The organism is Lentzea terrae, assembly GCF_003265345.1.
GTDB lineage: Bacteria > Actinomycetota > Actinomycetes > Mycobacteriales > Pseudonocardiaceae > Lentzea > Lentzea terrae.
Map to the genome: position 1 here is coordinate 410,057 of NZ_QFWW01000006.1, position 22,211 is coordinate 432,267.

A 22,211-nucleotide genomic window follows, 5' to 3' on the forward strand; every position below is an offset into this window, starting at 1 on the left:
TGAACCATCATGGGCGACCGCACCGAAAACCCCGAAGGCCGAGCCTCGATCCACGACCCCCTGCTCACCACTCCGACAGCCAGACTGATGGCACTGGCGATGGGCACCGGCATCCGCGTGTTCGAGGTGCCGGCGGCGCACAGCGCGGGACTCGCGGGTCTGGTCGGCCTCGGTGCCGACGACGACGGCGAGCCGCAGTGCAAGATCGGGCTCACCGACGACCTCGACGACGACCTGCGCGCCGACGTGCTGGCGTTCGGCCTGGCCGTGCTCGTCGGCACGCCGGAGATCCTCGACGAAAGCGAGGACGGCGTCCTCGGGATCAGCAGGGAACGACTTCCCCAGGCGAACAACGGCCCCGGCAACCTGGCCTGGCACATGTTGCAGACCTGCGGACGCGAGTCGCCGTCGACGACCTTCCGACTGATGATCATCCAATCCGACGAGTAGCCACCGGGTTCCGCGCACCGTCGAGGAAGATCGCCAGGGCGACCTCGGTGGCTTCTTCCGGAGTCATCTGGTCGCCGATGGTCAGGAAGAGCGCACGCTCGAGGACCGCGGCGAACATCATGAACATCGTCTCGCCGCGCAGGTCGTCCCGCAGCACCCCGTCGCGGATGCCTCGGTCGACGACCTCGCGGAGCGGCTTGGTGGCGCGGTCGAGGTCGGCCGGGTCGCACAGCTCGGCGCTGGTCTGACTGATCACCGCCGCGTACTTGGCGCCGTTGCGCATGACGACGGCGGTGATCCTGGCGATCGCCCGGTCGGCGGGCAGCTCGTCCAGTCCGGCGGCCTCGAAGGCGTCGACGATCTCAGCGATGCCGACCTCCGCCACGCCCTGCTGCAGCGACTCCCTCGTCGGGAAGTGCCGGTACAACGTGGCACGGCCGACGCCCGCCTCGTCCGCGATTTCCGCGATCGCCGCGTCCGGCCGGCAGCTCAACAGCCGTGCGGCGGCGTCGAGGATCGCCGTGCGCGTCCGCTGCATCCCTGCTTCCGATCTGGCCACCGGGTCAGATTACCGCTCCGTCATGAGACACGCATGTCTCATGACGGAGTACGCTTCTCTCGTGGCGCAAGAGAGGGGAAGCAGATGACGGAAGTGCCATTGGAGATGCGGCGCAACGGGTTCGACCCGGTCGACGAGCTCGCGCGGATACGTGACGACGAAGGGGTCGTGCGGTTCACGACACCGTTCGGCATGCCCGCCTTCCTGATCTGCCGGTACGAGGACGTGCGGGAGGTGTTCGCGGACGGGACGCGGTTCAGCAACGCGATCGCGCCGTTCGGGCAGCCCGGCGAGGACACCAGCGGGCAGTTGCTCTCGCTCGACCCGCCGGACCACACGCGGCTGCGGCGGATGCTCACACCGGAGTTCACCGTGCGCCGCATGCGCCGGCTCGAGCCGCGGATCACCGAGATCGTGGACGCGGCACTGGACGACCTCGAATCGGCCGGACGCCCGGCAGACCTGGTGGAGCACTTCGCGTTGCCGGTGCCCTCACTGGTGATCTGCGAGCTGCTGGGCGTGCCGTACGCCGACCGCGCCGAGTTCCAGGACCGGACCGCACGAATGCTTGACATCTCCCTGCCGGCCGCAGAGCAGGACGCCGTGCGCAGGGAAGACCGCGCGTACATGGCGAGTCTGGTCGCCCGCGCGCAGGCCGACCCCGGCGAGGACATGCTGGGAATGCTGGTGCGCGAGCACGGCGACGACCTGACCACCGACGAACTGATCGGCATCTCCGGCCTGTTGCTGCTGGCCGGGCACGAGACCACCTCCAACATGCTCGGCCTGGGCACGCTCGCACTGCTGCGGCACCCGGACCAACTGGCCCTGATCCGCGAAGATCCCGCTCTGGTCGAGCCCGCGCTCGAGGAACTGCTGCGCTGGCTGTCCATCGTGCACACGCCGATGCCGCGCGTGACCACCACCGAGGTGCGGATCGCCGGGCACACCATCCCGGCCGGCTCGCTCGTGTTCCCGTCCCTGCCCGCCGCCAACCGCGATCCCGCCGTCGTCGAGAACCCCGAGGTCCTCGACGTCACCCGAGGCTCGTCCCGGCACGTCGCGTTCGGCCACGGCGTGCACCACTGCCTCGGCGCACCGCTGGCCAGGATGGAGATGCGGATCGCCTTCCCGGCACTGCTGCGCCGGTTCCCCGGCCTCGCGCTGGCCGACGACAAGGCCGACTTCCGGATCTTCAGCGCCGTCTACGGGCTGCACTCGTTGCACGTGACCTGGTAACTCAAGTCCTAAGAGGACAGTCGCGGAAATTCCACGGCCAAGTGGAAAACGACTTCACACCGATCGGCGGTCTTCGCACGTGTGCGGGCCGTGGTAATACTCCGTACCCGCGTGGCGACATGGGAGTTGGACACGAGAGGCGGTGAGCTCCGGGACGATGCGGCGAGACAGCGGAGGGCCACCGGCGATCAACCCGTTCCTCGTGCCGGGCTGGGAGGAGTCGCCGCTGCGTCCGCTCTGCCCGTGGCGGTACGAGTCGCACGACGAGCTGTACGTCGACGTCAACCACACGCTCGCGGCGTTCCAGGAGTACACGCGCCGGATGGCCGCGGTGGAGAACCTCCGCGAGGACGGCAGGCTCGTGCTCGTCACCGGTGAGTCCGGGTGCGGGAAGACCGCGTTGATCAACCGGTGTGCGCGGTGGACGCGGGACCGGCTCACCGAACGTGGTCTGCGCGGGGTCGTCGTCGATCTCACCAGGGACGGGTCACGGCAGTCGGTCGAGGAGCGGATGGGTCTCGTCGCCGCACGGCTGCTGGACGAGCTGGCGCACAGCGCGCTGCTCGCCCCGGAGGCGCTCGCGAGCCTGGACTCGGTGCGCCCCAGCCGGTTGTACGCAGGCCTCGGCAACGCGCTGCCCGACGACGTGGTGCTGATCGTGCTGCTGCCGCCCGCGGACGAGGTCGTGCAGGAGGTCGTGGCGTACGCCGGGCTGGCGCGGCGCAGGCTGCTGTTCTTCGCGGAGTCCTCCTATCTCGGGCACGCGCAGGTGCTGAAGGTGCGGGACTCCTCGCCGGTACCGCCGATCACGCTGGCCGTGGGGCCGCTCAACCAGGGCGACGTGCGCCGGTTCATCGAGGACCGGCTGACCAGGCACCACGAACGGGGGCACTACCCGCGGATCAGCACCGAGACGATGGACAAGGCCGCCGGGCCGTTGCGGTCGATCGCGATGCTGCAGCGGATTCTCTCGGAGGTGTACGAAGAACGCGGCAAGCAGGACAGCGGTTACACCGATGACGACTGGGTCACCTACGAGGACATCACCCGGCTGTTCTACGAGAAGTTCTTCGACGACCTCAGGATCCGCCGATGACCGTGAACCCGTTCAGCTCCATGGCGGTCACCCACGTGCCCGAGGTCGAGGGGCCGAGCGTCGACACCGACCCGATCCGCGTGGCGAAGGCGCACCTGGACGACTACCTCGCCACTCCCCGCACGGGCAACGTGATCGTGGTCGTCGGCGACTACGGCACCGGCAAGTCCCGTCTGGCCTCCGAACTGCTCCGGCACGTGGACGAGCGGTGCCGGCGCATCTACCTCGAGGCGACGCCGAACGGGCTCGCCGAGCTGTACCGCACGTTCGCCTTCACGCTGCGGCAGGAGGACGTGCTCGAACCGGTCAACGAGGTGTACAGGGAGATCATCGCCGACGAGCTGCACACCACCGGAATACTGTCGCCGCACCAGGTCCAGCTCCTGCGCCTGGGCGCCCTCGACCCGCAGCACGCGGTCCGGAACGTGTCGCTGCCGCTGTCCAGCCTGCTGGGGCGGACGGAGACGCGGCTGGCCGACATCACGCGGCATCCCATGCTCAGCAAGGCGTTGGCGTTGTTGCTGCGGGAGGACGACGGCGAGCAGCGCCTCAAGAACGCGGTGTGGAGCTGGCTGCGCGGCGGGCCACCGGACCAGATCCTGGTGGAACGCACCATCGACCAGCGGCTCGACACCGACGGTGCCGCGCTGGCGGTGCTGAGTGCGTTCGTCCGGCTCTACGCACGCGGTGACCGCCAGTTCCTGATGGTGATCGACGAGCTGCACAAGATCGTGACCGCCGGCCAGGACGACGCGGGCATGACGGCGTTCAAGTCGTTGCTGCAGCAGTTCGACGCCGCCGGCGCGTTCCTCGTGCTGGCCGGGCTGCCGGAGCTCGAGACCGAGCTGCGGGCGGACGTGCGGCAACGGATCACGCACCGGATCAGGATGTCCGGTTTCGGCACGGACCAGGTGTGTGACTACATCGAGCAGACACTCGGCGACGTGCGGGACAACCCGTTCTCGCGGGAGGTCGTCAGCTACCTCGTCGGTCTGGCGGACGGCGTGCCGCGCAAGATCATCCAGCTGTGCAGCGAGCTGTACCGCAGGTGGTCCACCGAGGGCACGCAGATCACCGACGAGCAGGTCAGAGAGGCCGCCAGGAGCGTCGGGCTGTCCAGCGTGGACGACGTGGAGGCGGCGACGGCCCGTGTGCTCGACGCCGAAGGCCTCACCTACCTGCAACGCCACTTCGTCGGGCAGTCCGTGGACACGCGCGTCGACTTCTGGGTGACGTTCCCGGCCGGCTCGGCGAGGTGCGCGGTCGTGCTGACGGACTCGTTGCTGAACTCCCGCGACGCCGAGCGGCTGACCTCGAAGGTGCTGGCGCTGCGCAAGGTCGAGCTCGACTGCCGGGTGCTGCTCGTGGTGAACGGCGCGCTGACCCCGGAGCCGGCCGACCGGCTCGCCGGTGTGCTGAGCCGCCCTCCCCTGGCCTACCAACGGCTCGCGTACGCCGACCACCTGAAGGCGTTGCTGCGCGCCATCCGCGACGAGGTCCGCACGGAGTCCAGGTACGAGCCGATCGAGAAGATCCACCAGGCGCTGGAGCAACTCACCCGGCAGCAGGCCAGCATCCACGGTTTCGTCGAACGGCTCGCGGAACGGCTGGACCAGGTCCGCTCCACTTCCGACGACCGCATGGAGATGATCGCGGGCAGGCTGGAGGACATCGCCGAGGAACTGCGGCTGGTGCGCGACGGAGGGCAGGCCGCGGGCGAGCCGCCCGTCCGCTTGCCGCCGTTGGTCGACCAGGAGTTCACCAGGGCGATCGACCGGCTGACCGAGGTGCTGGACCTCAACGCGGTCCTCGCCGACGAGTTCGCCGGCGGCCGGCCGTCGAAACTGTTGCTGCACCTGCGAAAGGGACTGGAACCCGCCGCCGTCGCGATCCTGCTGCACGAGATCGTGGTGCGGTTCCGCGCCGAGGTCGGTGCCTGGTACCAGGAAGCCTCGGCGATCTCCCCGATTCCGGCCGGCGCCTACGACCGGCTGAACGAGATCTGCCACGCGTTCGACCGGATCACCGAGCAGGTGCCGATCGCCAAGCTGGAGGAGCTGGCCGACGGCAGCAAGCCGGACCTGGTGCGAACCTTCTACAACCTCCCCCTCAACGTCCGCCACGCGTTTCGCTGATCAACCGCGCCCATTCGCCCACGCGGTCCGGTGGCGCCGGACAGGCCTCGCCGAGCGCGAATCCCGGTGGCCACGCCCGCGTCACGGCACCAGGCAGGTCGACCCGCGCGGTGATGTCGTCGAACCGCAGATCGGTGCACCGGACGCCGTCGAACGTCACCTCGCCCGCGAAGCACGCTCCGGTGAACCGCACCTGCTGGGCAAAGCCCACCCCGTCGAACGAGGCCATCCGCAGGAAGACCGCGCGCTGGAACCGGGTGTCGCCGCGGAACACCGCGCCGTCGAACGAGACGTCACCACCGAACTCCGCACCGGCGAACACGGCCTGGCCGGTCACCGCGGCCCGGTCGAACCTGGTGCGACCACGCAGCCGTGCCCCGTCGAACCTCGTGGAGCCGCGGAACTCCACCTGCTGCCAGGAGGATTCTCCGGTCACGGTGAGCTCGTCGCACAACGCCTCGCCCTCGATCGTCGCACCGTCGCACGACAGCTGCGCGAACTCCGCGCGCCGCAACGAGGTCGTGCCGCTCAGCCGACATCCGCCGAACCTGCCGTGCCGGACCTTGCAGCCGCTCAGGTCCAGTTCGGACAGTTGAGCGCCACTCAGGTCGAGATCCGTGTTCTCCCAGAAGGATTCCCCGGCGTCCGGCCGCAGGTGGGCGATGAGGATCGTCTGCGCTCGCGTCCGCACCTGCGCTTCCTGCTGGTCTTCCTCCGGCAACCGCATCTGCAGGTAGGCGCACAGGACGTTCACGATCGTCTGCCGTTGACCGGGAACGTTCTGCGCGAGCCGTTCCAGCGCGAACATGCCGCCCATCCGGACCGGGGCCTTGTCGGAACCCAGCTGTTCCACGGCCTTGCCGTACAGCTCGGTCACGAGTCGTTCCACCGCGTCGGCCCGCGTGTTCGCCGCAGTCTGCTCGTTGAGCGAGTGCGCCTTCTCCGCCTGCTCTTGGTCGTGTACCTTCTGCTGCACCGAGATCTCAGCCGAGCGCTGCCGGCGGGCGGCCAGCCACAGTGCTCCGGCTCCCCCGGCGCCCACGACGATCGCGCCCGCCGTCCTGATCGCGTCGAGCTTGTTGCGCTCCGCGTCGGTACCTCCGCCGTACGCCCAGACCAGCAGCATCGCGAGTCCGACACCGAGCAGCACCAGGGCGAGGCCCGCCAGCGTGATGGCGCGGTGGGACAGCGCCTTGTGCTGCGGCCGCTCAGCCATCACGCAGTACCTGGGCCGCGAGGCGTGCCGTGTAGTCGTCTGCGTGCATCACACCGCTCTGGTCCAGCGTGACGCCGACGAGATAACGCCCGGTGCCCAGGTGGTAGTAGTAGATGGCACCCTGATCGACATCGAGGACAAGCCGGAGCAGCCGGCCACCCGGTATCGGGGACAGCATGCGGTTCAACTTGGTCACCGACTCGGGCAGCTGACGACTCAGCGCGACGTAGAACCTGCGCCGCAGGTCGACGTGGATCTGGGTGAAGAACGACCTCAGCCCCGGCGCGCCGAGCGAGTCCGCCGTCATCGCCACCTCACCGTCCACGCAGTACGCCACGAAGTGGAGGTGCTTGTGCCGCAACGCATCCGCGGCCAGCTCGGCCATCCGCTCCACGCCGGGAGCGTCCGGCTTGCGCACGGTCACCTTCGGGTCGGTCACCTCGCCGATGATCGGCACGAAGTCTTGGACCGTCTCGAACCCCCCTGGGTTCTGCGAGCTCAACCGGGTATGGGCGCGGAGCGTGATCGCGAGCATCGACACGAGCTCGTCCGCCTCCCGCACATGCGGAGTCCACGGCAGGGCTTCGCGGTCCGCCGGTGCGCGGACGACGCCGACGAGCTGGTCACCCGGCTGCGAGGTCACGCAGATCACGGCGCCCTCGGCCGACTGCGCGACCAGCCGGATCAACGAACCGGTGCGCGCGTCGTGCACCGCGCGGTCGAGGCTGGTGAACTGGAACGACAACCGGCGACCGAGCGCGACCACTTCGTCGCGCCGCCACTGGTCGACCTCAGCCGACCGGTCGACCGAGAAGTTGTGCATTCCCAAGCTGTAGTGCGACAGGTGCCCGATCGCGTCGTCGCGGGCGACGGCGTCCCGGCACAGCTCGATCGCGTCGGCGAATGCGGCGCCGACGTGGCTCGCCGTGCTGACGGCGACCGGTTCCTCGCTGCTCACCAGACACCGTCCTCAGGTCTGCGGTACGTCGACGTCGATGGGTGCCCAGTCGCCGTTCCGCAGGTTCGCGCCTGTGACGAGCGTGTACGGATGGTCCCTGCCCAGGTAGTCGTCGCACGCCTCATGAACTTCCGCCACGAGCGTTCTGGCGTGGTCGGGCTCGCCTCTCGCGTGCAGGATCGCGGCGTGGTGGTACTTGGCGACCTGCGTCCACGGGTGCGTCTCGGTGAGGTGAGCGGTGAACTCGTTGCGGGCCAGCTGGATCAGCTCACCGGCCGCGTCGAGCTCGCCCATGTCCAGCCGGATGCGGGCCAGCGCCATCCGGCACACCGCGACGAACGGGTGGTGCTCGTCGAGTCCGACGTCCTGGGTGAAGCCGGTCAGGCAGGCGGTGGTGTGCTCGGCCGCGGCCTCGAGGTCGCCGAGCCTGCGCAGGTCGTGGGCGAGGCTCAGCCGGCACCCCAGCGTCCACGGGTGCTTCTCGCCGAACTGGTCGACGTAGTCGCGCAGGGTCCTCCGGTTGCGGTCGGCCGCGGCGGGCACCCGGTCGCTGTGCCGTTCGGTGATCGCCTGGTTCCACCGGATCCGCAGCCCCAGCGGGTTCGTCTCCGGCCGCAGCGCCTGCACGTGCTCGCGCGCGGTGCGCAGCGACTCGACCGACTCCGTGATCCGGCCGAGCTCGCGCTGATAGGTGCCGATGCTGCACATCGACCACCAGGTCTGCATGTCGTTCTGCCCGAACAGCCGGGCCCGGCGACGGTAGTTGTCGCGCTCCATGTCGAGCGCGGCCCGCGCGTCACCGGACAGGTAGTGGGAGAGCGCGAGGTTGTTCGCGGCGATGCGGGTGTGCGGGTGGTCGTCGCCGAGCGACTGCCGGAACCCCTCCCAGGTCACCTGGTCCTCGATCAGCGCATCCGCGAAGTTGCCGAGACCGCGCAGGTCGGCGGCGAGACCGCGGGCGGTGATCAGCGTCTGGGGGTGGTTGCGCGGCAGCAACCTGCGCTGGTGCCCGAGAACGGCGTTGTCGAGCTCTTTCGCGGAGTGGTTGTCGCCGAGCACCCGGCAGAGGTTCGCCGCCTGTCCGCGCAATCTCAGCAGCAGGCCGTCGTCGTCGCCGAACTCGGCCGACCAGCGCTCGATGAGCCTCTCTGCCAACGCGAGCGCCACTCGCCACCGGCCGCCAGAACCTCCGTCGTGGTAGGCGTGCCGCACCTGGCTGACCAGCCAGCGGCGCACCGGTTCCGCGCTCGACTCCAGCGCACCGGAGAAGCTGACGTGCTTCTGCAGTTCCGCGTAACGCCGCACACCCGACGTGTAGTCGTTGTCCACATCGGACGGTGCGTACGCGGCGAGGGCGGCGAGCAGCTGTTCGCGCCGTACCGCGCGGACGTCCGGTGGCATCAGCTCTCGCAGCACCGACTGCACCACGCGATGCATGCGCACCAACGGCCGGCGGCCCCAGTCCACCTCGAGCAGCCCGGACCGCGCGCCCGCCCACAGCACGAGGTCCAGTTCGTCGGCACCGCCCTGCAGCAGTGCGGCGTCCTCGCCGGCGGCCGCCACCAGCGCGTGCCAGACCGCGCTGGCCCGCAACATCCTGATGTCCGCGCCCTCCGGCGACAGGAAGGCGCACATCTCGGCCAGCAGCACGGTCACCCGGCCGAGCGGGGTGGTCCGCGCGGTCTCCGTCAGCAGGTCGACGACCTGCGCGTCGACCGCGTCGTCGTCCTGTCCGGTCAGCCTGCCGAGCAGCTCGGCCACGACCATCGACAGCTCCGCCGAAGTGCCGGCGACCTGTGTCATCTGGCTGAGCCACGCCGCGACCAGCTCGACGGCGAGCGGCTGGTGGCGCACCGCGTCGGCCACCGCCGCAGCGTCCACACCGGACAGGCCGGGAGCGTGTCTGGCCAGCAGCAACGTGCTCTCCGCCGCCGAGAGCTCGGTCAGCGGCAGCTCCTCACCGGTCAGCGGGTGCGGCCGCGTGGTGGTGACGAGGACGTGCCCCACACCGATTGCGGGTGCCAGGTCGTCGACGATCTCGGGATCGTCGGCGTTGTCGTAGACGATCAGCCAGCGGTTGGCCGGGTCGGCCGCGAGAGCGCTCAGGACGTCGCCGCCGCGCATGCCGACGACCTCTCGCACACGTGCGCTCAACTCACCCATGGCGTCCGACAGGGCCTGCCGGTCGTGGGCGGCCACCCAGTGGACGAGGTCGTAGTCGTGCGCGAACCGGTGCGCGTACTCGCGGGCGAACTCGCTCTTGCCGATGCCGGGTGGCCCCGTCACCTGCACCTGGGCGCTGCGGCCCGGCGCCAGCCGGTCGCGGAGGTGCTCCAGCTCGCGCTCGCGTCCGACGAAGTCCTGGTTGCGAGGCGGCAGCACGCGCACGCGCGGGCTGCTGCCGGGAAAGCGACTGCCCTGCGAAGCTGTCGGATCGATCGACTCGACGAGACCGAAGTGCGCGAAGAGCCGCTGTCGTGCGCGCTCCTCCGTCGTGTCCGCCAGCGACACGGTGGTGGCGGACAGCTCCGGGTCGTCCTGGGCACTCGCGACGAGCAGCCTGATGACCTCGACCTCGGCGCCGCGCGCGGTGACCTGCCCGACGAGCCGGTCCAACGCCGACCTCAGGTCCTGCCCCAGACCGTCTTCCGTTTCCACGAACGCGATCTGCACGGTCCCGGCGCCGGAACCGACGTCCGCTCCTTCCCCCAGCACGGGCATGCCGGCGGCCGTGACCTGGTCGCGGATCCAGTCCGCCCAGGGTCGTCCCCTCGTGTCGTGCAGGAGCACCAGCGGCGGTAGGTCGATACCTGCTTCCAGGCCGTACAGGCGGCGATAGCGAGAAGTGATGAGCTGCGACACCGCCGGAGTGACCTCGACCGCGCCGTCCGTCACCGCCGCCGCGAGTTCCCCATAGGCGGTCAGCAATCGCGACCCAGGTCCCGGTTGTTCCACGAGCACCGCGAGCAACGGGTCGAACGCGTCGTACGGCCGGTACGGGATCTCAACCGCGCCGCGTGCCACCAGCCTGCGCCGCTGGTTCTCCAGCAACACCGCGAACGCCGCGCGGATCGCGCCCAGTGCCCGTTCGGCCCTGGACAGGTACTGCTCGTCGAACATCGTGGCCACGGGGATGAAGTCGATCTGCCGCCGCGCCCGCCGGCTCACCGCGATGCCCAGGTCGGCCGCTTTCCGGATCGCTCCCTCGCGCGGGGTGAAGCACAACGCCACGGCGTCGCACAGCTCCGCCACCACTTCGGGCACCACCGCACGGCGCACGGCGGTGGAGGCGTCCACAAAGATCTCGTCGTAGTCGGTGCCCAGCAACAGGTCCCGCAGCTCAGCCGGTGAGCTGCCGTCCGGCGGAGACGTCGTCGTGCCGACCGTCAGCACGTCGATGACACCGGTGGAGTCGGGCAGTGCGAACCGTGCGACGTCCGGATCCGGTACCTGGCCGAGGTTCGCCGCCACCGCGGCCGCGAGACTCGCGCCGAGCACGTCGTCCAGCGCCAGGTGGTCCACCAGGAAGGGCGCCAGGTACTCGGACGTGCGCGGAGGTTCCGTCACCCAGTCCACGACCAGCACCCGCCTGCCAGAGCCGGCGAGCACCACGGCGAGGTTCGCCAGCGTGCTCGTCTGCCCGGCACCGGCGCCAGGAGAGAGAAAGGCGACGACAGAGCGCATCACGTCTCCCCCGCGAGTGCCTGTGGTGGCAGGAAGGGGTGCTCACGCTACTTGGTGATCCAGCGGGGTGGATCTGCTGAACAGGTGAAAGCAACGGCTACAAACGGTTCTGGAACGACGCGTACTGCCCCGGCGTCGACGGGTCCTCGGCGAGCGCGCGCCGCAGCGAGTTCCTGAGCACCGACTCCGGCAGCGCGTCGACCTGCTCCGGGGTGAGCCCCGAGACGTCGATGAGCTCGGACGTGAGTTCAGGATCATCAGCCACGTCGTGCTCCTCGCCCGGCCGGTCGGTTCAGCGGTGCCGCGCAATCATAGTCAGGGCATGCAGGTGGATGACTCGGAATCCCTCTACCGGTGGACATACCGGTGCGCGGCGAACGTGTCACCATCCCCGGAGCCGACCGGACTGGAGCACTGATGGAACACCCGCTGCGCCAGTTCGTGGTGAAGATCCACAGCAGGTGCAACCTCGCCTGCGACTACTGCTACGTCTACGAGATGGCCGACCAGCGGTGGCGCTCCAGGCCGGTCCGGATGTCCGCGGAGGTGTTCGAGCAGACCGCGTTCCGCATCGGAGAACACGTTCGCACACACGCATTGCCGAGCGTGGACGTCGTGCTGCACGGCGGCGAACCACTCCTCGCCGGCATCTCGGCGGTCCGCGACTTCGTGACGTCCGTACGCGTCGCGACGGGCGATGTCGCCCAGTTCTCCCTGCAGACCAACGGCCTGCTGTTGTCGACAGAGGTGCTGGAGGTGCTGGCGGAGCTGGGAGTGCGGGTGGGAGTCAGCATCGACGGCACGGAGGCTGATCACGACCGGCACCGCGTGCACCGGTCCGGCGCCGGCAGTCACGCGGCGGTGGCTCGCGCACTGGAAACCTTGGCGCAGAGCCGGTTCCGGTCGATCTACGGCGGGCTGCTGTGCACGATCGACCTCGCCAGCGACCCGGTCGCGACCTACGAGGCGTTGATCGCCTTCACCCCGCCGGTCGTCGACTTCTTGCTGCCGCACGGGAACTGGACCTCACCGCCACCGGGTGTCGGTGCCTATGCCGACTGGTTGATCGCGGTGTTCGACCGCTGGTACCGCGCGCCCGTGCCGGAGACGTCGGTGCGGATGTTCAGCGAGATCGTGAACGTGCTGCTGGGCGGCAGGTCCGCAGTGGAGGGCATCGGTTCGAGCCCGACGTTGATGGTGGTCGTGGAGACGGACGGCGCCATCGAGGGCCCTGACCAGCTCGCGTCCACGTTCCACGGCGCGGCGGTGACGGGTCTGCACGTGTCGGACGCGTCGTTCGACGACGCGGCAAAGCTGCTCGTGCCGGACGTGCTCCCGTTGCCCTGCCACGACTGCGAAGTACGCGCCGTGTGCGGCGGCGGGCTGCCGGCGCACCGCTACCGCGCCGACGCCGGGTTCGGGCACCGCACCGTCTACTGCGCCGACATGTTCCGGCTGATCCAGCACGTCCGGCAGCGGCTGCACACCGACATCGCCGCCCTCACCAGGAAGCCCTGATGACACATCGCATCTCCAGGTCGCTCTTCCTCGAACTGGCGAGGGGAGGCGGTGGCCCCGAGGCGATCAGGCTGCTGAGGTCGGCCCGCCGCAGCCGAACCCTGATGATGATCTCGCTGATCGCCCGGCACGCGGCGCCGGACGTCCGCGCGGCCTACGAAGCCTGGAAAGCAGTGTCCGCGACCGACGCGGCGGACCTCGTCCTGGCACACCCGCTGACGGGGGCCGCCGTCAGCAGAGCGAGCCGAGCACCGGAGACCGCGCCACCTTCGCTCTTCGCCGGAATGGCGGTGGCGACCGCCATCCGTGCAGGTGCCGACGTGCGGGTCGATGCGCCGTGCGCCGAACTGTTCCTGCCCACCGTGGGCCGGGCGCGCGGCGGCACGACCTATTCCGTCTCAGGAGGACTGTTGCAGGTGGACGGTCTTCCGCACCTCCCGTTCCCGCCGGTCCGGTTGACCATGGGAAACCTGGAGGTCGAGCTGGACTCCGACGTGGACGTGCCGCGCTGGCAGGAGGTGCTGGCCGCGGGCTGGGACGAGCTGAGCCGCCACCACCTCGAGGTCGCACAGGAGTGCGCGGCCGCCATCACCACGCTGTCGGTCATTCCCTCGCCCGTCCACGACATGGCCAGCGCGACCGCCGCAGACGCCTTCGGCTGCGTCTACCTCTCGTTGCCACCAGATCCGCGAACGGCGGCATTGGCGCTGACCCACGAACTGCAGCACGGCAAACTCTCGGTGCTGATGGACCTGTTCCCGCTCACTTCCGCGGACTCGGGCGAGCTGTACTACGCCCCCTGGCGGCCAGACCCCCGCCCGCTGGCCGGCCTGCTCCACGGCATCTACGCCCACCTGGGCGTGGCCGCCTTCTGGCGCCGGTACCACGACCACCAGGCCGAGCAGGAACACGCCCGCTGGCGCACCGCCACCCGGCAGGCCGCGGCCACCGCGCTGAGCTGCGGCAAGCTCACCGAACTCGGCACGGTCCTCGTCACCGAGATCGCCGAGGTCCTGGACGGCTGGACCGACACCGTGTCTCCCACCGCCCAGGCGGCTGCCGAGGCCGCGCTGATCCACCACCGCACTCGATGGGAGACCATCAACTAGTTGCAGTACAACGGGTTCGGACAGTCAACGTACCGGTTCGCGGCACCCTCCGCGCGGGTCCAGCGCAGCAGCAGGTTCGCCTTCGCGGGCACGCACGGGCTCTCCAGCAACGACTTCAGCAGTGGGAACGACCCGTACGAGCGGAACACGTCCCGGGCTTCCGGCCACAGGTCCAGCCCGGGGTGCCGGTCCAGCACCGCGCCCGCGATCTCCATCAGGTGGTTCACGACGAGGCAGTACTGGAGCCGCTCCCAGCCCTTCGCCTCCGAGACACCGCGTGACCCACCTGAGCCGTCCACTTCGGACAGCAGCGCCGCATGCCGTGGCAGCAACCGCATCCCCTCGTGGTCGCGGTAGAACGCCTGCACCGGCATGCCCTCGGAGTCCACGCCCACCAGGACGTTCTGCAGGTGGCACTCCATGACCACGCCGTGCGCGAAGAACGCGTGCAGCACCGGAGGAACGACAACGGAGACGTACTGCCGGAACCACCGCAGCGCGCGGTCCCGGTCCAGGCCGTCCAGCGGGTTGCCCGCGAAGCCCTCGCTGATCCCGGCCGCCAGCAACGGGGTGACGCCGGGCAACGTGTGCCGCCGCACGCCGTCGCGCACCACGACCGCAAGGCCCTCAACGGATTCCGGCGACGTCCGGTAGCCGCGGTCGATCAGGAACGCCGTGCCGGGATAGGTCGAGGCGATGTCCTCGAACACCGGTCTCAGCACGCGGGCCAGCGGCGGGACCCAGCGCAGGTCGTGCGCCCACAGCCGGCGCACGTCGTTGGTGATCTGCACGTCGAGGCTGAACTTGTAGAACAGGTCGGCGGCCGGGTCGTAGACCGTGCGCACCGACGACGTCGGCCAAACGAGGTGATCAGCCAGAGTTCCCGTGCGCCCCAGCAACGAGAGTTGCCACGGATGGGCCGGCAGGACGCCGGTGGGCAGCGGGACCTCACCGTCGTCGACGAACGAACCTTCCAGGTGCACCAACGAAAAGCTCGCGTGCACCTCGGGCGCGTAGGGCAGCCAGGCCGCCGCGGGCAGGCCGCCACGACCCTTGGGCGCGGGGTGGTAGCGGTGGCCGGCGATCAGCGCCTGCTCGGACCGCTGGTAGAGGTCGGCGGGCGGGTCGGGGCGGGCAGCCAGCACCGCCGCGATGGCCGACCGCGAACCCGCGATCTCGTCGAGGAAACCGATCGGCGGATCGCCGAGCTCCTTCGTGATGAGCACGGCGAGTTCGTGCCACGAAAGGGGGTGCCACGAACCGGTGAAAACCTCGGGGTCGGACAACCAACGTCCCTGGCGTGCGCGCAGCAGAACGTCGGTGCGCGGCAGGCGAATCGTGCCGTCCGGGCCCAGCCGGCCGACCTCGCGCCGCAGGCAGTTGAGCAGGGCGGTCGACGTGATGCCGTCAGCGGTCGCTTCCACCGGTGCCCGCTTCCCTCTGGCGATGTGTCAAGATCTGATCATTCTGACGCAGACGCCGGTCGAGGCCGAATTCGCCGCAGCACTGGACGGTGAACGGGCCGAGCGGTTCCTCGCGGCCTTGCCCGCAGCCCGCGCGGCCGTTCTCGCACGTCTGCACCGCGCCCTCGCCATCGAACCGTTGCCGCAGGTCAGCGTCGACCAGGCCGAGTACCTCCACCCCGTCGCCCTCCTCACCGCACTGCGCTGGCCGGGCTCCGCGAACCTGGCCGCCGAGGTCGCCCACAGCGTGGCCGGACTCGCGCTCTCCCGCACGACGAGCCCGCTGACCACCCCGTTCCTCGACCGGTCGCTGGAGGAGCACGAGCAGAGCGTGGTCGACGGCCATCCGCTGCACCCGTGCTGCCGCAACCGCACCGGTTTCACCGCTCTCGACCACCTCGCGTACGGCCCCGAACACCGGCCGGTGGTCGCGCTGCGCCTGCACCCCGCCGCGGACCACGTGGTGTTCGGCGACTGGCCGGACGAGCTGCGCGACGGCCGTCACGTGATCCTCCCGGTGCACCCGTGGCAGGCCGACCGCCTGAACGTCTCCAGCGTCGGCACCCTGGACGCCGAACCGCTGATGGCCCTGCGCACCCTCTCGACCGGCGACTGGCACGTCAAAACCACGCTGAGCGCCCAGATCACGTCAGCCGTGCGGGACATCTCCGGCAACTCGATCACGACGGCCACCGCGGTGTCCGACTTCCTCAGCGGTGTGGTCGAAGGCATCGAGCTGCAGCACAACAGGGCCTCCGCCGCGATGCGCACGAACGGCGAACCGAACCGCGCGCTGGGCGTGATCCTGCGCGACAAACCAATGCCACGCGACGGCGAAACCCTTCTGCCGCTGGCCGCCCTGACCGCGCGCCCCGTCGACGGCGGGCCACCCCCGATCCGCGCGCTCGGCGACCCGGTCGAGTGGCTCGCGGAGTTCGCCGAGTTGGCCGTGCCACCGCTGATGACGCTGCTCGCCCGCGGCGTGGCGTTGGAGGCGCACGAACAGAACCTGCTGGTGGGCCTGGTGAACGGACGGCCGCGCCGGTTGCTCTACCGCGACCTGGCGGACATCCGCGTCAGCCCGCGCCCCGACCTGCCGGACCGCCTGCACGCGGACGCGGAGGGCTTGCGCACCAAGACGTTCGCGACGTTCTTCGCAACGGCGATGACCGGGCTCGTAGCCGCACTCGATGCGCCTGCGGACGAACTCTGGCAAACGGTGGCGAAGTCGGTACCGGACACGCCCGACCGCCACGCGCTGCTGCACGACCCGTTGCCGGCCAAACCGCTGACGCTGATGCGGCTCGTTCCGCAGACCACGCAGTGGGCGCACCTGCCCAACCCGTTCAGCGGGTGAGCTCGGCGACGACCTCGTCCGGTCCGGGCATCGCCGCGATGTCTTCGGCCATCCGCCGTGCGGCATCGCGAATCGCCTCGTCGGACAGCAACGCACGAGCGTGCTCTGCCGGCCCGGTACGCGATCTACGGCCTCAACCTGGTCCTGCTGCACGTCGTGCTCGCGAGGGTCTGCGGATCTCGGGACATCGGCGTGGAGGACTGGCCGAAACTGACCACCTTCTGGAAGTCGCAGCTGTCGGGCGCGGAGTGGAACACCCTCATCGAGTCGCTCTACGTACGACGGGACGACCCGCCGTACGTGACCCTCGCGATCGGCATCCCGCTACCGTCCACTGTGGAGCTGGACGGGGTGGCCGAACGCATCTCGTTGACTCAGGCGGCATTGGACGTCCGGTTCACCGGTGATCCCGCCGGCAACCAGTTCAGGCACGCCTTCGAAGCACTGCCGAGAGACCGCTACGACGTCGACTACGCCAGGGCCTTGATCCAGCTCAACGCGTCCCCGGTGCACCCCGACGACCGAGCACGGCACTACGTGCGCTGGGCCGACGACTACCCGGATGTGGTGCTGGACTGCCTGCGCCGTGACGTCCTCGTCAGTGCGGAGACCTTGCGACAGCTTTCCAAGACCGTGCTCGGGACGAGCAGCGCGTTCGTCATGCAGTTGTGTGATCGAATCGGCCGCGGCGGTCCTGATGAAGAACTGCTCGGCGTGTTCAAGGACGTGCAGTTCTCCACTGCCACCAGTGACTACGAGGTGCCGATGCTCGACGCGTTGCTGCGGCTGCACGAGGGCGGCTACCGCGACTGCGAGGTGAACCTGCGAGTCCTGTTCGCATCGGTTGACTTCGGGCGGGTCAAGGCGCACCGGCCGGACCTGGTCTACCGGGCCGGCACGGTGGCCAACGAACTGGGGCTGCTGGACTGAGACACGGCGAAATGACCGGGCCGTCCTGCCAGGCCCGGTCTCCGCTCTGTGAGGCTGTCAGGCCCGCCAGCGCCGGGACGCGTGGACCACGTCGCCGACCGCACGAGCAAGGCTTCCGTCGGCGTCCACGTGGCGCTCGTACTCGGCCGGAAGCGGCTTGGCCGCCTCGGGCGGTGCCTCGTACGGGTCGCTGTCTTCCCAACGCAGCCTGCGCGCCGTCTTCACGAACGCGACCGCCGCGGCCAGCAGCAGCATCCCGACCGCGGCCGGCCACCAGACCGATTCCGCGATCGCGATGGCGAACTGGACCTGGGCCACCACGACGAACACGACAGTGAGCCCGACCACCGACCACGGGGCCGATCTACCGTCGCGTCTGCGCTTGGCGGCACCGGTTGCCCCCATTGGCGTCACCTCCACCGATGTTGCCGTGGACATCGGCGATTGATCGCACGGAGTTACAACGGTAAGCGTACTCCTGGTCGTTTGGTTGCGGTCCGTCATCTTCGGCACCTTCACCCACCAGGTACGAACGGTCGTACACCCCCCGTGCGGGATTCACCCCGTGGTGTGATCATCAACTTGTGTCCGCACAGCACGCGGGAGACCCCGCCACCTTCGCCGCCGACGTTCTGGACGAGGGTCCGGCCGAGCTCGAGTACGAGCCCGGCGTGGCCGGTCGCAGGCCCACCAAGACCTCCGCCGGCGGCGCGCTGATCCGTGATTCCACAGGACGTGTGCTCTTCGTGGTGCCGACGTACAAGGCGGTGCTGGACATCCCCGGCGGCATCACCGAGGACGACGAGTCCCCGAAAGCCGCGACCGCGCGCGAACTCCGCGAAGAACTCGGGCTCGACGTCTCAATTGGCCGGCTGCTCGTCGTCGACTGGACGCCTCGCAACGGTGTGTGGCGCGACTGTCACCAGTTCGTGTTCGACGGTGGAATTGTGGACGGTGCCGTGGCGCATGATCCCGAACTGAAAGGCGTGCTGTACCTGACGCTCGACGAAGCGAAGCCCAGGATCTACCCGTCGTTGCACCGCAGGCTCACGCTCGCGCTGAACGCCCTTGAGAGCGATTCCACGCGGTACGCCGAGTTCGGCCGCGAGATCTGACACCTAAGCTGCCACCCATGGACCTGAGCGCATTTCCCCGCGTCGCACTGGGCAGCTGGCCGACCCCGCTGGACGACGCCCCGCGACTCGCGGACGCGCTCGGCAGCCCGCCGGTCCTGATCAAGCGCGACGACGTCAACGGCCTCGGCGCGGGCGGCAACAAGCTGCGCAAGCTGGAGTTCCTGCTGGGGCAGGCGATCGAGGACGGCGCGGACACGATCATCACGTTCGGCGCGCTGCAGACCAACCACGGCCGGCAGACCGCCGCCGCGTGCGCGAAGCTCGGGCTCAGGTGCGAGCTCGTGCTCACTGCCAAGGTGCCGATGACGGGTGACGCGTACGAGAAGTCCGGCAACGTCGTGCTGGACCACATGTTCGGTGCCAACGTGCACATTTGCGCGGACGCGGACGAGACCGTGCAGGCTTATGAACGCGTGAACCACGACAAGGCCGTCACGCTGCCGGTCGGCGGTTCGAACGGACTGGGCGCGCTCGGCTACGTCGCGGCGGCGTTCGAGCTCATCGGCCAGCTCAACGAACGCGGCATCGACAACGCCACCATCGTCGTGCCGCAGGGCAGCGGCGCCACGGCGGCGGGAATCGCGCTCGGCACCGAACTGCTCGGCTGGCCGGGCACCGTCCACGCCGCGAGCGTCTCGCACGCCGAACAAGACGCCGAGCAGGAACTCCGGAACCTCGCGAACGACGCCGCCGAACTCCTGCACAGCCCGAAACCGGAGCTCGCGCACGTCACCTGCACCGACGACACCATCGGTCCTGGTTACGGCGTGCCGACCCAGGACATGTGGAACGCGCTGAAGCTGTTCGCGGAAACCGAGGGCGTCATCCTCGACCCGGTCTACACGGGCAAGGCGGCGGCAAAGTTCCAACACCTGGCTCCGACCAGCGAAGTTCCGCTCGTGTTCCTCCACACGGGTGGTCTTCCTGGCTTTTACGGCTATGCGCCGGAAGCCGTCGCCCAGTTCTGATAACGCACCACACCACAAAGGCGCCTGACAGAACTTCGGTCAGCTATTGGCCAGGTTTTGTCCATGATTTTCACCCATTAGTTTCGGCATAATCGCGCTCATATGAGGGGACCGGTCCCGCCATTAGTGCGGTACCAATCCTTGGTACATTCCACGAGCGTCAGTGGGTGAATTGACTCATGCGTCTCTCCGTGCTCGCCTCGACAGCGGCCGCCCTGCTGCTGACCTCGCCAGGCACGGCCCTGCAGCAACCCGAGCCCGCCATCTCCCCCGCGAACATCGTGGTGCTGGTCGACGAGTCCAGCAGCATCGGCGCCCAGGACATGGACCGGGAACGGGAAGCCGCCGCGCTCATCGCGCTCGGCGAGTTCGCGCCGTCCAGCACCATCGCCGTGGTCGGGTTCGGCAGCGACAACGGCGGCCAGTCGCCGGTCGACGTCGTGTGCCCGCCGAGCACCGTCGCGACCGCGCAGGACCGGCAGCGCCTCAGCGACTGCACGCGCAACCTGAAGAGCAGGACGCCAGGAGTGGGCGACGGCACCGACCACGCGGCCGCGTTGCAGCAGGCGCTGAGCTATCTGAAGGGCGACAAGAACGGCCCGAAGCTGATCTTCCTGCTCACCGACGGGAAGCTCGACGTCACCGACAGCCCGCGGTACGGCCCGGACAACATCGGCGACCAGCGCAACCGCACCGCGCACGAGCTGATCGGCACGCTGCTGCAGGAGGTGAACCGGGAGAAGATCCAGGTCTGGCCGCTCGGGTTCGGCGGCGTCGACCAGGCCCAGCTCGCCAGGTTCGCGCAGGGTTCGTTCCAGGGCCAGTGCGGAGCGAAGGCACCGACTCCGGCCGCCACCGTCGTCAGCAGCAGCGCGGACGTCGCCCAGGCGCTCATCAAGGCCTTCCAGGCGGGCAGGTGCGTGGGCGCGAGCGACATCCAGCGCACGCCGGTCAGCAGCGGCGGCACCGCGGAGGCCAAGGTCAGGATCCCGCTGATCGCCACCGATGGCTCGATCCTGGTCACCAAGCACGACTCGCGCATCACGGTGTCCTATGTGGACCCGGACGGCAAGACCGTGCCGAAGTCGGGCACCCAGGGCGGTTCCACGTTCCAGGTCAGCGGCGAGAACGGCACGGTCGAGGGGCTCCGGATCGTGAACCCGTTGCCGGGCATGTGGACCGTGAAGATCACGTCCGCACCGGGCGTGCCCGCGCTCGACGTCAGCACCGTCGTGATGTACCAGGGCGCGATCCGGTCGAGCATGACCGTGAACCCGCCGGCGCCGCAGGCGGGCCAGGAGGTCACGGTCGCGCTGAGCCTGCAGACCAGGAGCCGGTCGATCACCGACCCGGCCGAGCTCGAGGACGTCTCCTTCACCGCCGACCTCGCCGGAACCGGCTTCACCACCCCGATTCCGCTCAACGACGAAGCGCAGAACGGTGACACCAGAGGCCAGGACGGCATCTACTCCGGCAAGATCGTCATCCCGGGCGAGGCGAAGGGCACCGTCAAGTTCAGCGGCACGATCGCGGGCATCGGCATCAGCAGCGACACCAGGACGGTCGACGCCGCACTCGTGACCGGTCCCCGCCCGATCGCCGCGGTCGCCTCGTTCGACAACACCGACTGGAACGTCGCACCAGGCGACACGGTCGGCGGCAAGGTCACCGTCACCAACAACTCCGGCCGGGCCCGCAAGGCGCGGATCATCGTCGCCGACACCGCGCCCGGCACGGTGGCGAGCATCCCCGGCGAGCAGACCGTGCTCGACGTGCCGCCGTCGGGCACCAGCACGTTCGACTTCGACCTGGCCTTCGGCGACGACACCGTCAAGGGCGCCAACGCGTTGACGCTCAAGGTCGTCGACGACGAGCAGCCGGACGACGTGATCTACGAGTGGCGGATCACCGCGAACGTCGCGGAACCACCACCGCTCACCGAGATCGCGATCGCCCTCACCGTCGCGGCCGTCCTCACCGCCGCGCTGGTCCTGTTCATCCACCGGCGCCGGCAACGCGACGTCCGCGGGCTCGTGGTCTACCTGTACGACGGTTACCAGCCGCTCGGCGATCTGGCCGCACCAGAACAGCCGGCACCGGTCTTCCGCTTCTACCTCGACGAGGTCCACACCGGACTTGCCCAGCTCGCGCACTCGGCGGGTGGCGAGGACAGCTACGAGCTGACCCGAGTCGGCGGACAGCTGCGGTTGCGCACTCCGTACGGCGACACACAAGCGCTTCACCTCGGCGAGCGCATGACCATCAGCGCGAACCTCTCCATCGAGGTGCAGGACGAGCGCGCCTCCCACGACCAGAACCAGGACCAGTTCTCGGCAGCGGAGCCGGAAGAACGACCGTCCACCCTGCTCTAGCTCCAAGCTCCACCGGAAGGG

At 69.4% G+C, this 22,211-nt stretch carries 18 protein-coding genes; 11 read left to right on the forward strand and 7 right to left on the reverse strand.

Annotated elements, in window-relative coordinates; translation table 11 throughout:
• The first annotated feature begins 9 nt into the window (after positions 1-9).
• On the forward strand, positions 10-450 hold the full coding sequence (locus DI276_RS11035) for a hypothetical protein (RefSeq protein ID WP_112263153.1): 441 nt from the start codon (positions 10-12) through the stop codon (positions 448-450).
• On the opposite strand, the gene DI276_RS11040 is transcribed toward DI276_RS11035, so the two are convergent.
• Positions 431-1,009: a TetR/AcrR family transcriptional regulator gene (locus DI276_RS11040; RefSeq protein WP_157984639.1), complete on the reverse strand. Its 579-nt coding sequence runs from the start codon at positions 1,007-1,009 to the stop codon at positions 431-433. The genes DI276_RS11035 and DI276_RS11040 overlap by 20 nt on opposite strands.
• A gap of 84 nt (positions 1,010-1,093) precedes the next feature.
• Between DI276_RS11040 and DI276_RS11045 the strand changes: the two genes are divergently transcribed.
• The 3 genes from DI276_RS11045 to DI276_RS11055 all read left to right on the forward strand — a co-directional run bounded on the left by DI276_RS11045 (position 1,094) and on the right by DI276_RS11055 (position 5,479).
• Positions 1,094-2,248, forward strand: a complete 1,155-nt coding sequence (locus DI276_RS11045) for a cytochrome P450 (RefSeq protein ID WP_112263155.1) — start codon at positions 1,094-1,096, stop codon at positions 2,246-2,248.
• Between the two features lie 142 nt (positions 2,249-2,390).
• Complete coding sequence (locus DI276_RS11050; RefSeq protein ID WP_112263156.1) at positions 2,391-3,344, forward strand: P-loop NTPase family protein; 954 nt, start codon at positions 2,391-2,393, stop codon at positions 3,342-3,344.
• The gene (locus tag DI276_RS11055; protein WP_112263157.1) at positions 3,341-5,479 is read left to right on the forward strand and encodes an AAA family ATPase; all 2,139 of its coding nucleotides are present in this window, start codon (positions 3,341-3,343) and stop codon (positions 5,477-5,479) included. Before DI276_RS11050 ends, DI276_RS11055 begins: the two co-directional genes overlap by 4 nt.
• Here the strand turns inward: DI276_RS11055 and DI276_RS11060 are convergent.
• The 4 genes from DI276_RS11060 to fxsA all read right to left on the reverse strand — a co-directional run bounded on the left by DI276_RS11060 (position 5,454) and on the right by fxsA (position 11,602).
• Positions 5,454-6,695 carry a pentapeptide repeat-containing protein gene (locus tag DI276_RS11060; RefSeq protein ID WP_112263158.1) on the reverse strand — a complete coding sequence of 414 codons (1,242 nt, stop codon included), beginning with the start codon at positions 6,693-6,695 and terminating at the stop codon, positions 5,454-5,456. The genes DI276_RS11055 and DI276_RS11060 overlap by 26 nt on opposite strands.
• Entirely contained in the window at positions 6,688-7,653 is a 966-nt protein-coding gene (locus DI276_RS11065; protein WP_112263159.1) for a hypothetical protein, read from the reverse strand. The genes DI276_RS11060 and DI276_RS11065 overlap by 8 nt, the downstream gene beginning before the upstream one ends.
• Before the next feature lie 12 nt (positions 7,654-7,665).
• The gene (fxsT, locus tag DI276_RS11070) at positions 7,666-11,337 is read right to left on the reverse strand and encodes an FxSxx-COOH system tetratricopeptide repeat protein (RefSeq protein WP_112263160.1); all 3,672 of its coding nucleotides are present in this window, start codon (positions 11,335-11,337) and stop codon (positions 7,666-7,668) included.
• A gap of 97 nt (positions 11,338-11,434) precedes the next feature.
• Positions 11,435-11,602 carry an FxSxx-COOH cyclophane-containing RiPP peptide gene (fxsA, locus tag DI276_RS11075; RefSeq protein WP_093587801.1) on the reverse strand — a complete coding sequence of 56 codons (168 nt, stop codon included), beginning with the start codon at positions 11,600-11,602 and terminating at the stop codon, positions 11,435-11,437.
• 152 nt (positions 11,603-11,754) lie between these two features.
• On the opposite strand from fxsA, the gene DI276_RS11080 reads away from it, so the two are divergent.
• On the forward strand, positions 11,755-12,855 hold the full coding sequence (locus tag DI276_RS11080) for an FxsB family cyclophane-forming radical SAM/SPASM peptide maturase (protein ID WP_112263366.1): 1,101 nt from the start codon (positions 11,755-11,757) through the stop codon (positions 12,853-12,855).
• Positions 12,855-13,964, forward strand: a complete 1,110-nt coding sequence (locus tag DI276_RS11085; protein WP_112263161.1) for an aKG-HExxH-type peptide beta-hydroxylase — start codon at positions 12,855-12,857, stop codon at positions 13,962-13,964. Before DI276_RS11080 ends, DI276_RS11085 begins: the two co-directional genes overlap by 1 nt.
• Here the strand turns inward: DI276_RS11085 and DI276_RS11090 are convergent.
• Complete coding sequence (locus DI276_RS11090; protein ID WP_112263162.1) at positions 13,961-15,388, reverse strand: IucA/IucC family protein; 1,428 nt, start codon at positions 15,386-15,388, stop codon at positions 13,961-13,963. The two genes, DI276_RS11085 and DI276_RS11090, sit on opposite strands and share 4 nt — an antisense overlap.
• Before the next feature lie 22 nt (positions 15,389-15,410).
• On the opposite strand from DI276_RS11090, the gene DI276_RS11095 reads away from it, so the two are divergent.
• Together DI276_RS11095 and DI276_RS11100 are read left to right on the forward strand one after the other, a co-directional pair.
• Positions 15,411-16,784 carry an IucA/IucC family protein gene (locus tag DI276_RS11095; RefSeq protein ID WP_112263163.1) on the forward strand — a complete coding sequence of 458 codons (1,374 nt, stop codon included), beginning with the start codon at positions 15,411-15,413 and terminating at the stop codon, positions 16,782-16,784.
• Positions 16,785-16,940: 156 nt separating this feature from the next.
• The gene (locus DI276_RS11100) at positions 16,941-17,714 is read left to right on the forward strand and encodes a hypothetical protein (RefSeq protein WP_157984640.1); all 774 of its coding nucleotides are present in this window, start codon (positions 16,941-16,943) and stop codon (positions 17,712-17,714) included.
• A 57-nt stretch (positions 17,715-17,771) separates the two neighbouring features.
• Here the strand turns inward: DI276_RS11100 and DI276_RS11105 are convergent, their stop codons facing one another.
• The gene (locus DI276_RS11105) at positions 17,772-18,119 is read right to left on the reverse strand and encodes a hypothetical protein (protein ID WP_157984641.1); all 348 of its coding nucleotides are present in this window, start codon (positions 18,117-18,119) and stop codon (positions 17,772-17,774) included.
• A gap of 179 nt (positions 18,120-18,298) precedes the next feature.
• Between DI276_RS11105 and DI276_RS11110 the strand changes: the two genes are divergently transcribed.
• The 3 genes from DI276_RS11110 to DI276_RS11120 all read left to right on the forward strand — a co-directional run bounded on the left by DI276_RS11110 (position 18,299) and on the right by DI276_RS11120 (position 22,190).
• On the forward strand, positions 18,299-18,829 hold the full coding sequence (locus DI276_RS11110; RefSeq protein ID WP_112263166.1) for an NUDIX domain-containing protein: 531 nt from the start codon (positions 18,299-18,301) through the stop codon (positions 18,827-18,829).
• Positions 18,830-18,846: 17 nt separating this feature from the next.
• On the forward strand, positions 18,847-19,818 hold the full coding sequence (locus DI276_RS11115) for a D-cysteine desulfhydrase family protein (RefSeq protein ID WP_112263167.1): 972 nt from the start codon (positions 18,847-18,849) through the stop codon (positions 19,816-19,818).
• A 179-nt stretch (positions 19,819-19,997) separates the two neighbouring features.
• Entirely contained in the window at positions 19,998-22,190 is a 2,193-nt protein-coding gene (locus DI276_RS11120) for a vWA domain-containing protein (protein ID WP_112263168.1), read from the forward strand.
• Positions 22,191-22,211 lie beyond the last annotated feature (21 nt).

What these genes read in the sequence shown, in the direction of transcription:
- DI276_RS11095 (WP_112263163.1), top strand. Translation starts at nt 15,411, where the DNA reads ATGTGTCAAGATCTGATCATTCTGACGCAGACGCCGGTCGAGGCCGAA.
- DI276_RS11085 (WP_112263161.1), top strand. Translation starts at nt 12,855, where the DNA reads ATGACACATCGCATCTCCAGGTCGCTCTTCCTCGAACTGGCGAGGGGA.
- DI276_RS11035 (WP_112263153.1), top strand. Translation starts at nt 10, where the DNA reads ATGGGCGACCGCACCGAAAACCCCGAAGGCCGAGCCTCGATCCACGAC.
- DI276_RS11115 (WP_112263167.1), top strand. Translation starts at nt 18,847, where the DNA reads ATGGACCTGAGCGCATTTCCCCGCGTCGCACTGGGCAGCTGGCCGACC.
- DI276_RS11080 (WP_112263366.1), top strand. Translation starts at nt 11,755, where the DNA reads ATGGAACACCCGCTGCGCCAGTTCGTGGTGAAGATCCACAGCAGGTGC.
- DI276_RS11105 (WP_157984641.1), bottom strand. Translation starts at nt 18,119, where the DNA reads ATGGGGGCAACCGGTGCCGCCAAGCGCAGACGCGACGGTAGATCGGCC.
- DI276_RS11060 (WP_112263158.1), bottom strand. Translation starts at nt 6,695, where the DNA reads ATGGCTGAGCGGCCGCAGCACAAGGCGCTGTCCCACCGCGCCATCACG.
- DI276_RS11055 (WP_112263157.1), top strand. Translation starts at nt 3,341, where the DNA reads ATGACCGTGAACCCGTTCAGCTCCATGGCGGTCACCCACGTGCCCGAG.
- fxsT (WP_112263160.1), bottom strand. Translation starts at nt 11,337, where the DNA reads ATGCGCTCTGTCGTCGCCTTTCTCTCTCCTGGCGCCGGTGCCGGGCAG.
- DI276_RS11045 (WP_112263155.1), top strand. Translation starts at nt 1,094, where the DNA reads ATGACGGAAGTGCCATTGGAGATGCGGCGCAACGGGTTCGACCCGGTC.
- DI276_RS11120 (WP_112263168.1), top strand. Translation starts at nt 19,998, where the DNA reads ATGCGTCTCTCCGTGCTCGCCTCGACAGCGGCCGCCCTGCTGCTGACC.